The following is a 14,238-nucleotide window of genomic DNA, read 5'->3' as shown; positions in this document are numbered from 1 at the left end:
CATGAAACTTAAGTCATAAACATACATTCATTAGCGCATTTATAGCCAGAAGTGCCATTTATTATCATGCCTCGGGATGTTCGCCTGGCATTTAAAAAGGTCGAATAACCTTTTTAACTCCAGTTACACCGGATCTAATACCCAGCCTTAATCAGCCACAGGAATGCGAACCAGAGTCTCTGACATCAGCTGGATAAGAATTATATTCTGTTGATTGCAAGCGATGTTAAGCCGCTCGTATAAAGTGTGAGCTAATATGAGGATGGTCTATTTAGCAGGATGCATGAACATATCCTGCATGTCAGGTTAAGCTTCAACCTGGAAAATTCAGGCGAACCCAGGCAGATTGGCAATGTTATGCTCAGAAATTTAAAACGACAGGATGCTTATATGAACCCACTGGATCCACAAATGTTTCTGTTACTTTACTTTGTATTACCCGTGTGGCTTATCGCCGGGTTTGCTGACTGGATTTGTCACCGAGCAACGAATATTGAAACGACAACAGGCTTAAAGGAGACTTATATTCATATACTTATGTTTCTGGAGATGAGTATTCCGTTGCTCTCGGCATTTTTCCTGGATGTTAACGCGCTGGTTATATTAAGTATGATTGTTCTTTTTTTCTGCCATGAAGCTACAGCTCTGTGGGATGTTAGTTATGCGGTTACAGCCAGGAAAGTCTCTCCCGTCGAGCAACACATACACAGCTTCCTTGAAATGGTTCCGCTAATGGCTCTGCTGCTGGTCATTTCAAGGCACTGGGGTCAGTTTCAGGCACTGTTTGGATTTGGTAAAGAACCTGCAAGGTATGAGCTAACGCTAAGACCAGATCCGCTACCAACGGGCTATATTGCGTTTGTCTTTATATCAATTTTTTTTCTGGAGATGCTTCCCTACTTCGAAGAATACAGACGGGCTAAAAAAGCTCGGGATAAAAAAGCGTAAACAGGCTGGTTTCTGCGATGAAAAACATGCGTTCGGCACATTGAAGGCCTCAGGTTCAGCTGACGAGCCTATGCCAACTAGCCTGTCGCGTGCAGTTTTGTGGTGTCCCAGCCCCACTTAGTGCTGAATTTTAGGCAAACGCTGACTAATGGTATCTATTTGACTTGAACGCTGTATGGTGGCCTTGCCAGCAAGTCTGGCATTCTGGATTTCCCTGTCCCCTTGAACGAATTCATGCCCGTGTAACGCGGGCTTTTTTATGGAGTCGTTACAAACGAACGACATGTTCTGATAATGGTAACGGATTACCTGCCTGACTAAAAAGCGAGTCAGAACCAGAGCATAAATATGGCATGGAAAAGCCCCCGTCCAAATCCACGCATTAAGTATCTATGCCACCAGGAAAATAGTTAACCGCTACCGCTTTTGGCCGTCGCCGCGTCCTTCGACAACAAAAGCGAAAAACCGACTCTGAAATGCATTACGTACGCCGAAAAAAGCGAGCTAAATCCTGATGCCCCTCTCAGACAAAAACTGCGCAATAATAAATAATCGAAATATTTAATCGAACCTTTTGATAAAGCGCCACTTATCTCCCGAAAATCTTGTGGGAATATAATACCACTCAATATGTGAACGGCATTTAACCCATGCTTTCATACCAGGTAGTTGGCCATTAATAATTTGTAAACGCAATGCTATACAATGCAAATATATTGCCTGGCAACTTATGAAGTCAGTTTAAAAGAAAGCAAACTCAAAGCCCCGGCACGAATGCCGGGGCCTGCGGTTTAATCAGTTCTTATCTTACTGATTATTCAGACTTACGCCCGCCGCCGTGGCTGTTTTGGCCACCTTTTTTACCCGCTTCGGAAGCTTTCTCGCGGTCATTGGCGAAATTACCACCGCTGTTCTGCCCGCCTTTTTTGCCTGCTTCTGATGCTTTTTCAGGATTCTCTGCAAAATTACCTGAACCACCACGATGTTCGGCCATATTATCCTCCTGGATATATAGTGCTATTAAAAATGGCAACCAGCATAAATCAGTTATGCCAGCCGTTTTCGTGTTACGGTTTTTATTCTAGAAGAGACGCCGCCATTTTCAAGCGAGATCAGGTAAACCAGGCGGTAAATTTAAATAAGCGAGTCGAATCAAGAGGGATATTAAGCCAAACGACAAGCAGATAAATTTAAATAAAAAGCAGTCTTTTACAGAGCCCACATAAAAAAGCAACCTGCAGACGGGATTAACAAAATTTTACGCTTATTAAAAATTAATAAAAAATTAAAGCCGATATCCCGCTATATGCCTCTGTACTTCATTAATGTTACGCAGGCAATACTTCCTGTAGTCTCGTCCCTTCAGATCTCACAACCCCAGCGGCAGGAGATAAGCCCCTGCCCCTTTTACTCGCTTTCCAGTATCTGCCCGCGTTGGAACGTATCGGTTCACGCTGAGACGTCGCGATAAAACGTGCTGGCATTCGCCGCCGTAATCCGTACCATACGCGGCATACTTTTGCCTGCTGGCTATGCTGAATAGCAGGATGGCGCGCCGAAGCGCTGCGCGTTATCTGCCCTCTTTTGGTTGCTGAGATATAACTTAATGCAAGAAAATCAAACGGTTGACAAGAAAGAACAGTACAACCTCAACAAACTCCAGAAGCGCCTGCGTCGCAACGTCGGCGCCGCTATCGCCGATTACAACATGATTGAAGAGGGCGACCGCATTATGGTCTGCCTGTCAGGCGGCAAAGACAGCTATACGCTGCTGGAGATCCTGCGCAATCTGCAGCAGAGCGCGCCGGTTAACTTCTCGCTGGTGGCGGTCAACCTCGACCAGAAACAGCCGGGCTTTCCGGGGCATATCCTGCCGGAATATCTGGAATCGCTGGGCGTCGAATACAAAATCGTCGAGGAAGACACCTACTCCATCGTTAAAGAGAAAATCCCGGAAGGCAAAACCACCTGCTCGCTCTGTTCGCGCCTGCGCCGCGGCATTCTCTATCGTACCGCCACCGAGCTGGGCTGCACGAAAATCGCGCTGGGCCACCATCGCGACGACATTATGCAGACGCTGTTTTTGAACATGTTCTATGGCGGGAAAATGAAAGGCATGCCGCCGAAGCTGATGAGCGACGACGGCAAGCATATCGTGATCCGTCCTCTGGCCTACTGCCGGGAAAAAGATATCGTACGCTTCTCTGAGGCGCGCAAGTTCCCGATTATTCCGTGCAACCTTTGCGGTTCGCAGCCGAACCTGCAGCGGCAGGTGATCGGCGATATGCTGCGCGACTGGGATAAGCGCTATCCAGGACGGCTTGAGACGATGTTCAGCGCGATGCAAAACGTCGTGCCGTCGCACCTGGCGGATACCGCGCTGTTCGATTTTAAAGGCATCCAGCATGGCGATGCGGTCGTAGACGGCGGCGATCTCGCCTTTGACCGCGAAACGCTGCCCGTGCAGCCTGCCGGCTGGCAGGAAGAGGACGATGCTGCACCGGCGGTACGCCTCGACGTGCTGCAGCTGCCCTGATTCGCAGCCGAACTAAAAAGGGCGCGCTGTTCAGTCAGCGCGCCCTTTTTTTACCTGTGCGGCAGCGGATCGAGGATTGGCGGATAGCCCGGTTCTGGCTGCGGATCCGGTTGCGGACTCGGCGGCGGCTGCGGTATTGGCTCGGGGATCGGGACGGGATCGGTGGGAATCGGATCGCTGGCGAAAATGGATGTCATACCCTGCTCCTCTGTGGTCGTTGTCCTTCAAGCATAGGTATAACTCAGCCGCAGGGGCAAAAAAAAAGCCGGCGGATAAGGCCGGCGTATCGAATTAATATGTGCTATGCAGTAATTCTAAAAAAGGAAGTAAGACAATATGGAGCGCAACGCCCATCGCTTGACGTTGCATTCACCTGCGGAACTGAGTTTGCCGCTGTTGCCCTGGAGGGGTATTGACCTCGATCAGCTTTTTTTCCCTTTTTGCCTTTTGCCGCGCATTATTGCCCTTACGTTAACCTTTGCATCTGATTGATTACATTATTGTCACAGCCAGCGTCGCCGTTTCAGCCACCAAGCGACGCCGACAATCATAATCAGCAGCAGCAGACAGAACATGCTGAAGCCGAGATGCCAGTTGGCGCCCGGTATGCCGCCGAGGTTAACGCCGAAGAGCCCGGTCAGAAAAGTTGTCGGCAGAAAGATCATCGCCAGCAGCGACATGGTGTAGGTGCGGCGGTTCATCGCCTCCGCCATCTGCGAGGCGACCTCATCGGCCAGCACGGCGGTGCGCGCCACGCCGGCGTCGAGATCGTCCAGCCCGCGCCCTAGCCTGTCGGAGACCTCCTGCATACGGCGGCGGTCGCTGTCATCCATCCACGGCAGCTTCTCGCTGGCGAGGCGCGAATAGACGTCGCGCTGCGGCGTCATATAGCGCCGCATCACGATCAGCTGCTTGCGCAGCAGCGACAGCTCGCCGCGCGCCGGTACGCGCTGGTCCAGCAGCGCGTCCTCCAGCACGATAATTTTGTCATGCAGCTCTTCGATAAATTCGCTGGCGTGATCGGTCAGCGCGTCGCAGATATCCACCAGCCAGCTGCCGCCATCTTCCGGACCGTTGCCGTTCTGCAGATCGGTCAGCACCGCGTCCACTGCATAGACCTTGCGGCGACGCGTCGACACGATCAGCTTGTCGTTGATAAAAACCCGCATCGCCACCAGCTGTTCCGGCCGGGAGTCGGCGTTGTGGTTGACGCTGCGCAGTACGATCATAAAGCCGTCGCCAAGGCGGCTGACGCGCGGCCGCATGCTGTCGCCCGCCAGCGCGTCGCGCACCGTGTCGGGGATCAGCGGCGTAGACTGCAGCCAGTCGGCGCTCTGACGATGGGTATAGTTAAGATGCAGCCAGCAGGGACGCTCGCAGTGGATAACGTCCTTATCTTCGATGGGGATCAAGCCGCCCTTGCCATCAAGCTGGCAGGCGATTATGGCGTCGGATACCTGCAACGCTTTGCCTTCAATGACGTTCACTCACTTGCCTCACTACAAAAATCAATACGATACAGTCTAGCGCGGCGCGGTTGAGTTGCAATCCTCAGGCTGTGAGCAAAGGTGTCTGCAGGCGGCCTGCCAGGCAGGCCGCGCAGGGCTTAGTGCTTTTCGATCCACAGCTCGCGGCTGTAGGCGACATCTTCAGGGTTGTTGATGGGATAGCCTTTCACCCACGGCTTGATCAGGCGGCCGTTGGTGTACTGATAGATCGGCGCGATCGGCGCCTGGTCCGCCAGAATCTGCTCCGCCTTGTTGTAGTCGCTATTGCGCGCCTCGGCCTGGGTTTCGCCGCTCGCTCTGGCGAGCACCGCGTCGTAGTCAGCATTGCTGAAGCGCGCGATATTGCTGCTGTTGCCGCTGGTCAGCAGGCTGAGGAAGGTAGACGGCTCATTGTAGTCGCCGACCCATGAGGCGCGGATCACGTCGAAATTGCCGCTGTTGCGGCTGTCGATATAGGTCTTCCACTCCTGATTCTGCAGCGTAACCTGAACGCCGAGGTTCTTCTTCCACATCGACGCGACGGCGATAGCGATTTTCTGATGGCTTTCCGAGGTGTTGTAGAGCAGCGTCAGGTGCAGCGGTCGGCCTGGGCCGTAGCCTGCCGCGGTGAGCAGCGCCTTCGCCTGAGCGTTAAGCTCCTGCTGGCTGTGTTGCTCGATATACGACTGCGCCGGTTTGAAGCCTGCGGTCACGTCGGGGGTAAAGCGCCAGGCGGGCTTCTCGCCGGTGCCCAGCACTTTTTCCGCGATAATGCGGCGGTCAATGCTCCATGACAGCGCCTTGCGCACGCGCGCATCCGCCGTGGCGCCCTTTTGCGTGTTGAAGGCGTAGTAGTAGGTGCCGAGCTGGTCAGGCGTATAGACCTCGCCCGGCAGCGTTTTTTTCAGCTGCGCATACAGGTTTTTCGGGAACGATTCGGTGATATCGATATCGCCCGCGCGGTAGCGCTTGGTGGCGCTGGACTCTTCGTTGATGGGAATACAAGTCACTTTGGTCAGCACCGAATGCGCGTCGTCCCAGTAGGCCGGATTGCGCGTCAGCACAATTTTCTCATTCACCACGCGCGATTCCAGCTGATAGGCGCCGTTGCCCACCAGCTTGCCCGGCGCGGTCCAGCCGTCGCCTGCGCTGGCGATAACGCGCTGCGGCACCGGGAAGAGCGCCACGTTGGCCGCCAGCGCCGGGAACCAGGGCACCGGACGATCCAGCGTCACTTTAAGATGCTGCGCGTCGACGGCGCTAACGCCGAGCCGATCCGCCGGCATCTCGCCTTTGGTTATCGCGCCCGCGTTGCTGATGCCCGCCAGCCCGGCGAACCAGGCAAAAGGCGAACTGTTTTTCGGCTCGACCAGACGCTGCCAGCTATAGACGAAATCCTGCGCCGTCACCGGCTCGCCGTTGGACCATTTCGCATTGCCGCGCAGCGTAAAGATCCAGGTTTTATTGTCGCTGCTGCTCCAGCTTTCGGCCACGCCCGGCACGATATTGCCCTGCGCATCCTGATTAGTCAGTCCTTCGAAGAGATCGCGGATTACCTGAATTTCCGGCAGGCCGACCGCTTTCATCGGATCGAGCGAGGCGGGCTCGTCTTTGATATGGCGGACAATCTCCTGCTGGGCGGCCAGCTGCGCGCCAGCCGGCAGCTGCGCCGCCAGCGCCGGACTTGCGATGGCGGCGAGGATCAGCGCCGTCAGCGTCTTGCGAAATGTGCTTTTCATCTTCACTTCCTTACCCTAATGAAGCGCTGCGCAACGCACTGCAGGGCGCAGCATGACCCAGGCACTGTAGCGCAAATGCCTGAAGGATAAATAGCGATTTTCCGCGCGCGGCTTTTCCGCTACTTTGTCTGAACAGGGCAATAAAGGAGAAAGCCGATGACGGTGTTACACCCGCGACCACGACGCGGCAAACTTGAGATTCCGTATCAGCGCTACGGCGACAGCGTGCTGGGTGCGCCGCTGCTCTGGTTTCCCGCGCCGGCCGCCGATAGCGACAGCGGGCTGATCCTGGCGGGCACTCATGGCGATGAAAACGCCGCCGTCGCCACTCTGTCCGCCGCGATGCGCACGCTGCCGGACCGGCTGCGCCGTCATCACGTGGTGCTGGCGGTCAATCCGGACGGCTGTCAGCTGGGCCTGCGCGCCAACGCGCACGGCGTCGATCTTAACCGCAACTTTCCGGCGGCCAACTGGCAGAGCGGCGAGACGGTCTATCGCTGGAACAGCGCCGCCGAAGCGCGCGACGTGCTGCTCTCGACCGGGGAGCGGCCCGGCTCCGAGCCGGAGACCCAGGCGCTGTGCGAGCTGATCCACGGGCTGAAGCCGCGCTGGGTGGTCTCCTGGCACGAGCCGCTGGCCTGCATCGACGATCCGCGCAGCAGCGAGCTCGGCCACTGGCTGGCGCAGCAGACCGCGCTGCCGCTGGTGGGCAGCGTCGGTTACGACACGCCCGGCTCGTTCGGCAGCTGGTGCAACGACCTCGGCCTGCCCTGCATAACCGCCGAAATGCCGGCGATTTCAGTGGATGAAGCGACAGAGCGCTATCTGGAGCCGATGATCAGCCTGCTGCGCTGGCAGCGATAACCACTTTGCCGGCGCTGACCTGAATGGCGGGCTCGACATCCACCGCCAGCCAGGTCGGCCCGTCGAGATCGGCGAAGCGCGCCGCCGGCGCCAGCGGCAGCGCGGCATGAATCGCGCGCGAGGTGCAGATCATGCAGCCGAGCATTACCTCCAGTCCAAGCGCCTTCGCCTCTGCCGCCAGCGCCAGCGCTTCGGTCAGCCCGCCCGCTTTATCCAGCTTGATATTCACCATCTCGTAGCGTCCCTGCAGCGCAGGCAGGCTGTCGCGGGTATGGCAGCTTTCGTCGGCGCAGATCGGCAGCGGATGGATAAAGTTCGCCAGCGCCGCATCCTGTCCGGCGGGCAGCGGCTGCTCCAGCATCGCCACCTCCAGATCCGCCAGCAGCTGGCAGCGCGCCGCCAGCCCTTCGGCCTGCCAGGACTCGTTGGCGTCGACAATCAGCGTCGCCTGCGGCACCGCCGTGCGGATCGCCACCAGCCGCTCGGTGATAAAGGAGTCGTCCAGTTTGATTTTCAGCAGCGTCGCGCCATGCTGCCAGAGCGCCCGGGCGCTGCTCGCCATCGCTTCAGGGGTATCGATGCTGACGGTCTGCGCCGTCACCACCTCTGCGGGCGCCGCAACGCCGTTCAGCGCCCAGAGATCCTGACGCTGCTGGCGGCTCTGCAGATCCCACAGCGCGCTATCGATAGCGTTGCGCGCCGCGCCGGCCGGCATCGCCCGCTGGAGGGCGTCGCGCGTCATGCCCTGCTGCAGCGTCGGCAGGATCTCGGCGATCTGCGCCAGCACCGAGGCTTCGGTTTCGCCGTAGCGCGCATAGGGCGTCGCCTCGCCGGTGCCTTTGACGCCATTCTCTTCAATCTCTACCACCACCACTTTCGCTTCGGTGCGGCTGCCGCGGGCGATGACAAAAGGGGTATGCAGCGGCCAGGACTCGGGATAGCTTTTTACCGTTCTCATACTCTCTCCATGTCATACGATAACTGCGCGTCGTCTCGGATAATCTGCGTTTTCCGCTCGTAAGTCTTTTATAGATATGTCATAAACCTTTTTTGAAACCATACTTACCTGTAGCCAGTTATCTGACGTTTAAGGAATCGCTATGTCTCACACTGTTCATTTTCAGGGCAACCCGGTTGAGGTTGCTGGTCACTTTCCCCAGGCAGGCGAGCAGGCTAAAGCCTTTTCGCTGGTGGCGAAAAATCTCTCCGACGTGTCGCTCTCTGAGTATGCAGGAAAACGCAAGGTTCTGAATATTTTTCCCAGTGTCGACACCGGCGTCTGCGCCGCCTCGGTGCGCCGCTTTAACCAGCTGGCCAGCGAGCTGACCAACACGGTGGTGCTTTGCGTCTCAGCCGATCTGCCTTTTGCGCAGTCGCGCTTTTGCGGCGCCGACAACCTGAATAACGTTGTGACGCTCTCGACGCTGCGCGGCGCGGAATTCAAACAGGATTACGGCGTGGCGATTGCTGCTGGCGCGCTGGCGGGCCTGACGGCGCGCGCGGTGGTGGTGGTGGACGAGCATGACAAGGTGTTGTACAGCCAGCTGGTCGACGAGATCACTACGGAACCCGATTACGACGCGGCGCTGGCCGTACTGAAATAGCGTAACCCCGGCGGCGATTAGCCGCCGTTTTTCTCTTCCTGCTCGCCGCGCCTCTGTCCTAATCCATACTCACGCAGCTTGTTGGCAATAGCCGTATGCGAGACGCCAAGGCGTTTCGCCAGCTTACGGGTGCTGGGATAGGAGAGATAAAGACGGGTGAGCACGGAACGCTCGAAGCGGCTGGTGATCTCGTCGAGCGTGCCCTCCATCGCCTCTTCGCCCAGCGAGGCGTCCAGCGCCTGCTCTGGCAGCACGATATCCTGCGGGCGCAGCTCATGCCCCTCCAGCTGCGTCAGCGCGCGATAGAGCGCGTTCTTCAGCTGGCGCACATTGCCCGGCCAGTTGTAGCGCGTCAGCAGGCCGTTAAGCTGCGGCGAGAGGCGCGGACGCGGAATGCCCTGCTCGTCGGCAAAGCGCGCCACAAACATCTCGGTTAGCGGCAGGATATCGAGCGGGCGCTCGCGCAGCGGCGGCAGATGCAGCGTCAGCACGTTCAGACGGTAAAAGAGATCTTCGCGGAACTCGCCGCGCTGCACCAGCTCGATCAGGTTCTTCTGCGTGGCGCAGATGACGCGCACGTCGACATGCACCTCATGCTCTTCCCCGACGCGGCGGAAAGTGCCGTCGTTGAGAAAGCGCAGCAGCTTGGTCTGCATGCGCGGCGACATTTCACCAATCTCGTCGAGCAGCACCGAGCCGCCGTTGGCCTGCTCGAAGAAGCCCTTTTTCCCCTCTAACGCGTTGGGATAGGCGCCGGCGGCATGGCCGAAAAGTTCGCTCTCCGCGACGTCGTCCGGCAGCGAGGCGCAGTTAAGCGCCAGGAACGGCTTCTTGCCGCGCGCGCTGCGCAGGTGGCAGGCGCGCGCCAGCATATCTTTGCCGGTGCCGGTATCGCCGACGATCAGCAGCGGCGCATCGTGCATCGCCAGCTTGCGCGCCTGGTCGATCACCTGACGCATCTTCGGCGTTACGGCGATGATATGGTCGAACTCCGACTCGTCGGTCACCACCAGGTTTTGCAGCTGACGTCCCATGCGGGCGGTGGATTTCAGCATCACCATCGCGCCGACCGGCTGGTCGCCCGCGCCCTCGTCGGCGGTCAGGTAGATGGGACGCGCCTCCATCAGGAAGTCGCGGCCGTCGATCACCACATGCTGCGCCTGCGCCTCAACGCGGTCGCTCTCCAGCCAGCGCTGAAAGTTGAAGCCGCTAATCAGGTTGCCCGCGCTGTGGTTGCGAATCTTTTGCTCGTCGAGGTCGAACAGGTTTTGCGCCGCCGGGTTAGCCAGCTCGACCTTGCTTTTGAGATCGATAGAAAAAACCGGCTCCGGCATGGCGACCAGCAGCGCGCTCAGGGCGCGGTGCTCCCGCTCCGAAGGCATATAGGCGACGGTGCGCACGTCGGTCACGCCGGGCGTGCGGCGAATCTCCGCCATCAGGCTGCTGAACTGGTCGAATTCAAGCGCAGAGAAGTTAAGGTAAATACGGCCGAGCGCCGCGATTTCAATGCCGCGTAAATCGATGTTACGGGCGACTAACAGATCGAGCAGCTCGCGCGCCAGACCGATGCGGTCCTGGCAGAAGACTTCAAGACGCATTGCGATGGCCTTAGTCAGGTGAAGAATCTGGAGATAATACGCTAACTTGCGGCAGGTCTGAAGAGGCGTGGAAGCAAAAGTTGACAGTGGTGTTCAGCCTGGGGTGCGCGCCGCGCGAGCAGCGGCGCACCAGCAGGGGAAAGCGCTTAGCCTTCGCGCTTCGCGCCGCTTTTCGGCAGCGTCTCTTTAAGCTGGCTGATAAGATCGCGGCGAAAATCGCCCAGCCGCGGCTTATCCTCCTCCAGCCAGGGGAGCGGACGGCACAGCTCCATCGCCTTGATGCCGAGCCGCGCGGTGAGCAGACCGGCGCCGATGCCCTGCGCGGCGCGCGCAGAGAGCCGGGCGGCGATATCCTGCGACATCCAGTCCATGCCGACTTCGCGCACCAGCTCAGACGCGCCGGCGAACGCCATGTTCAGCAGCACCAGCCGGAACAGCCGCAGCCGGCTGAAATAGCCCAGTTCAATACCGTAGATGGCGGCGATGCGATTTACTAGCCGCAGGTTGCGCCAGGCGATAAACGCCATATCCACCAGCGCCAGCGGGCTGACGGCGATCATCAGCGTCGACTCCGCGGCGTGGCGGCCGATTTCGCGTCGCGCCTGGCGATCCTGCACCGGCTGCACCAGCTGCGCGTAGAGCGTGACGGTTTCGCGGTCGTTCTGGGTTTCATGCAGCGACGCGTGCCAGCGCTGCAGCGCCGGATGCGCCTGATCGAGCCCCGCCTGCTGCGCCAGTTTTTCGCAGAAGGCGCGCCCTTTGCCGACGCTATGGCTGTGCAGCAGTTCGCGACCGACGTCGCGCGTTTCGGCGCGGGCGCGCAGCTTATAGAGGCGGCGCCACTCGCTGGTCAGCGCGCCGACGCCGGCAATCACAATCAAGGCGCCCGCCGTGCCGCTGCCGAGGGCAAACCAGTCGCGCGTCAGCCAGGCGTCGTGCATCCACTGCACGCTCTGCGCCGCGACGCTGGCGGCAAACAGCGCCGCGCCCACGCCGACCAGCCGGCGCCACAGGCTGCGCTTCGGCCGCAGCGCCTGCTCCACCGCCCGCTCGCCCGCGCCCTCTTCCACCACCTCGTCGGCCTGCTCGTCGACGGCGAGAAACGCCTGCCGCGCCTCGCCGTCGAACGCCTGCGCCGGACGCAGCGCAGGCTCGCGCGGGGCGTCCAGCGGACGGGCGAAATCGATACGCGGCTTGAGTTGTTCGTCGTTCATCGCAGCTTGTCTCCTAATAAAAATTCCAGCGCGGCGTCCATGCGGATATGGGGCAGCGGTCGATCGATATCGAGCGGCTGCGGCCGGAACTGTTCAAACTGAAATCCCTGCTGCTGCCAGAAGGCGTGTCCCGGCAGGCGCGGCGGCACTTCCCCTGGATAGAAGGTCAGGGCCTCGCCGTCCGCCAGCCGCTCGCCGCGCAGCGCCGGGATCTTTTCGCCGCGGTGATCCACCAGTCCGCTCTGGGTGGCCTGCACCGACGCCAGGCCGACGCAGTCCATGCTGATGCCTTCGAAGGCGGCGTTTTGCCACGCGTCCTGCACCAGCTGCTGCAGCAGCGACACCATATTGCCGTGCTGATCGGCGGTGATATGGTCCGCTTTGGTGGCGGCGAACAGCAGCTTGTCGATCACCGGCGAAAAGAGCCGGCGGAACAGGGTGCGCTGCCCGTAGTGGAAACTCTGCATCAGCTGAGTCAGCGCCAGCCGCATATCGTTAAACGCCTGCGGGCCGCTGTTCAGCGGCTGCAGGCAGTCCACCAGCACGATCTGGCGGTCGAAGCGCAAAAAGTGATTGCGGTAAAAATCCTTCACCACATGCTGACAGTAGTAGCGAAAACGCTGCTGCAGCATGGCGAAGTTGCTGCCTTTGTCAGCCTGCGCCAGCTTGCCGCGTTCCGCCTCGTCCGCCAGCGGCCAGGGGAAAAACTGCAGCGCGGGCGCGCCCGCCATCTCGCCCGGCAGCACAAAGCGCCCCGGCTGGATAAAGTGCAGCCCTTCGGCTTTGCAGCGGTGCAGATAGTCGGTCCAGGCGGCGGCGATGGCGGCCAGCCGGTTTTCGTCGGCGGGCGCAAAGGGATCGAGCGAGGCGCAGAGTTCGCGCCACGGCTGGGCCCACTGGGCGCGATCGCCCTGCAGCAGCCCGACCATCTGCCGCGACCAGTCGACATAATCCTGCGCCAGCATCGGCAGATCGAGCAGCCATTCGCCGGGATAGTCGACGATTTCCAGATAGAGCGTGGCACTCTCTTTGAAGTGACGCAGCAGCGAATCCTGCGAGCGGTAGCGCAGCGCCAGCCGCATTTCGCTGACGCCGCGCGTCGGGGTCGGCCAGGCGGGCGGCGTGCCGTAGAGCTGCGCCAGCCCTTCGTCGTAGGTGAAGCGCGCCGTGCCCATATCGCGCTGCGGGATGCGCTTGACGCCCAGCAGACGTTCGTCGCGCACTACGGAAAAGAGCGGCAGCCGCGCGCCGCTGTGCACGTTAAGCAGCTGGTTAACTAATGAAGTGATAAAGGCGGTTTTACCGCTGCGGCTCAGGCCGGTTACCGCCAGGCGCAGATGACGATCCGCGCCGCGGTTGAGGAGTGACAGTAGTTCAGACTTGTTTATCATCTTTTTCCCTGATGAAGCGCGCCGCCGCCCGCTTCATGACGCGCTGCAGCAACGGCTCCAGCGCCAGGGAAAGCAGAATGCGCAGCGGGCGACGCGCCACCGATTTTACCGCCCAGCCGGTCAGTCCGGCCGGTCCATAGCTCACGGCATTGATAATGATGAATTTCCCGACCGACTTCAACGCGGGGGTCGCGCGGCGGCGAAATGAAGACGTGCGTGAATATAACAAAGTATACCTCCGGTTGACGGGTATAACGGGGCCGAAGCGGCCCCGTTCAGGGAAAGTCAGATCTGGCGAAAGCGGCTGCGCACGCTGAAGGTTTCAGAAGTGACGTAGCGTTCGATCTCGCGCACGCTGTACTCATCGCGACGCAGCGCGCTTTCCAGCCGGTCGAGCAGTTCGCCGGCGTTGGGCTTCGCCGCGCCCTCTTCGGCATCCGCCGGTTTCACGTCAAGCACGAACCCCAGAATGAAGTAGGCGCAGATGGTAATCGCGAACAGGCCGAAGAACAGCGACAGCACCACGATAACGCGCAGCAGCCGCACCGGAATATCCAGGTACTCCGCCACGCCGGCGCAGACGCCCATCAGCTTCCCTTCGTCCGGCTTGCGCCACAGCTTGCGTTTAATCATGGCTGCCTCCAGTTAGGATGCTCGGCGTCCAGAATAGACTCCAGCGCATGGATGCGGTCGCGCATACGTTCCGCATCCTGCGTCAGCTGCTGCAGGCGCTGAAGATCGCCTGCCGACAGTTCGTTGCCGCTGCGGCGATTGCTGTAGTGCAGCCATAACCAGATCGGCGCGACAAACAGCACGAATATGGTCAGCGGTATAGCGAGAAAAAGTGCGCTCATTGA

The 14,238-nt window shown here is 59.3% G+C and carries 15 protein-coding genes and 1 pseudogene; 5 read left to right on the top strand and 11 right to left on the bottom strand.

From position 1 onward, the window contains the following. Window positions 1-390: 390 nt before the first annotated feature. Window positions 391-948 (top strand): diguanylate cyclase, encoded by a 558-nt coding sequence (locus tag PVE98_RS09595; protein ID WP_096073211.1) that lies wholly within the window; start codon window positions 391-393, stop codon window positions 946-948. A gap of 814 nt (window positions 949-1,762) precedes the next feature. Here PVE98_RS09595 and PVE98_RS09590 read toward each other — a convergent pair. Next, a complete protein-coding gene (locus tag PVE98_RS09590; RefSeq protein ID WP_009092874.1) occupies window positions 1,763-1,942 on the bottom strand; it encodes a general stress protein in 180 nt (59 codons plus the stop codon). Window positions 1,943-2,350: 408 nt separating this feature from the next. Between PVE98_RS09590 and PVE98_RS09585 the strand changes: the two are divergent. Together PVE98_RS09585 and ttcA are read left to right on the top strand one after the other, a co-directional pair. Further along, window positions 2,351-2,481: pseudogene (locus PVE98_RS09585) on the top strand (hypothetical protein); the annotation flags it as partial. A 73-nt stretch (window positions 2,482-2,554) separates the two neighbouring features. Continuing rightward, a complete protein-coding gene (gene ttcA, locus PVE98_RS09580; protein WP_033746970.1) occupies window positions 2,555-3,484 on the top strand; it encodes a tRNA 2-thiocytidine(32) synthetase TtcA in 930 nt (309 codons plus the stop codon). A 50-nt stretch (window positions 3,485-3,534) separates the two neighbouring features. Here the strand turns inward: ttcA and PVE98_RS09575 are convergent, their stop codons facing one another. From PVE98_RS09575 to PVE98_RS09565, 3 genes are all read right to left on the bottom strand, one after another. Beyond that, a complete protein-coding gene (locus PVE98_RS09575) occupies window positions 3,535-3,681 on the bottom strand; it encodes a hypothetical protein (protein WP_187143635.1) in 147 nt (48 codons plus the stop codon). A 306-nt stretch (window positions 3,682-3,987) separates the two neighbouring features. Next, window positions 3,988-4,971 (bottom strand): zinc transporter ZntB, encoded by a 984-nt coding sequence (gene zntB, locus PVE98_RS09570; RefSeq protein WP_033746969.1) that lies wholly within the window; start codon window positions 4,969-4,971, stop codon window positions 3,988-3,990. A 119-nt stretch (window positions 4,972-5,090) separates the two neighbouring features. Further along, window positions 5,091-6,710, bottom strand: a complete 1,620-nt coding sequence (locus PVE98_RS09565; protein ID WP_407568587.1) for an ABC transporter substrate-binding protein — start codon at window positions 6,708-6,710, stop codon at window positions 5,091-5,093. Window positions 6,711-6,866: 156 nt separating this feature from the next. Here PVE98_RS09565 and mpaA point away from each other — a divergent pair, with 156 nt between their 5' ends. After that, window positions 6,867-7,574 carry a murein tripeptide amidase MpaA gene (gene mpaA / locus PVE98_RS09560; protein ID WP_096073213.1) on the top strand — a complete coding sequence of 236 codons (708 nt, stop codon included), beginning with the start codon at window positions 6,867-6,869 and terminating at the stop codon, window positions 7,572-7,574. Here the strand turns inward: mpaA and ycjG are convergent. Next, window positions 7,549-8,532 carry an L-Ala-D/L-Glu epimerase gene (gene ycjG, locus PVE98_RS09555; protein ID WP_096073214.1) on the bottom strand — a complete coding sequence of 328 codons (984 nt, stop codon included), beginning with the start codon at window positions 8,530-8,532 and terminating at the stop codon, window positions 7,549-7,551. The two genes, mpaA and ycjG, sit on opposite strands and share 26 nt — an antisense overlap. Window positions 8,533-8,674: 142 nt before the next feature. Between ycjG and tpx the strand changes: the two genes are divergently transcribed. Further along, entirely contained in the window at window positions 8,675-9,178 is a 504-nt protein-coding gene (gene tpx / locus PVE98_RS09550; RefSeq protein ID WP_096073215.1) for a thiol peroxidase, read from the top strand. Window positions 9,179-9,195: 17 nt separating this feature from the next. On the opposite strand, the gene tyrR is transcribed toward tpx, so the two are convergent. From tyrR to pspB, 6 genes are all read right to left on the bottom strand, one after another. Then, the gene (gene tyrR / locus PVE98_RS09545) at window positions 9,196-10,776 is read right to left on the bottom strand and encodes a transcriptional regulator TyrR (protein WP_033790210.1); all 1,581 of its coding nucleotides are present in this window, start codon (window positions 10,774-10,776) and stop codon (window positions 9,196-9,198) included. A 146-nt stretch (window positions 10,777-10,922) separates the two neighbouring features. Further along, window positions 10,923-11,990, bottom strand: coding sequence for a TIGR01620 family protein (locus PVE98_RS09540; protein ID WP_096073216.1), 1,068 nt, complete (start codon window positions 11,988-11,990; stop codon window positions 10,923-10,925). Beyond that, the gene (locus PVE98_RS09535; protein WP_096073217.1) at window positions 11,987-13,381 is read right to left on the bottom strand and encodes a YcjX family protein; all 1,395 of its coding nucleotides are present in this window, start codon (window positions 13,379-13,381) and stop codon (window positions 11,987-11,989) included. The genes PVE98_RS09540 and PVE98_RS09535 overlap by 4 nt, the downstream gene beginning before the upstream one ends. Beyond that, entirely contained in the window at window positions 13,365-13,610 is a 246-nt protein-coding gene (gene pspD, locus PVE98_RS09530; protein WP_033746947.1) for a phage shock protein PspD, read from the bottom strand. The genes PVE98_RS09535 and pspD overlap by 17 nt, the downstream gene beginning before the upstream one ends. A gap of 56 nt (window positions 13,611-13,666) precedes the next feature. After that, entirely contained in the window at window positions 13,667-14,014 is a 348-nt protein-coding gene (gene pspC / locus PVE98_RS09525; RefSeq protein ID WP_096073218.1) for an envelope stress response membrane protein PspC, read from the bottom strand. Continuing rightward, entirely contained in the window at window positions 14,011-14,235 is a 225-nt protein-coding gene (pspB, locus tag PVE98_RS09520) for an envelope stress response membrane protein PspB (protein ID WP_033746941.1), read from the bottom strand. Before pspB ends, pspC begins: the two co-directional genes overlap by 4 nt. Between the last annotated feature and the right edge of the window lie 3 nt (window positions 14,236-14,238).

The organism is Pantoea sp. GABEPS69, from assembly GCF_045780835.1.
Classification (GTDB): Bacteria; Pseudomonadota; Gammaproteobacteria; order Enterobacterales; family Enterobacteriaceae; genus Pantoea; species Pantoea septica.
This window is presented reverse-complemented; position numbering and strand designations above follow the sequence as displayed.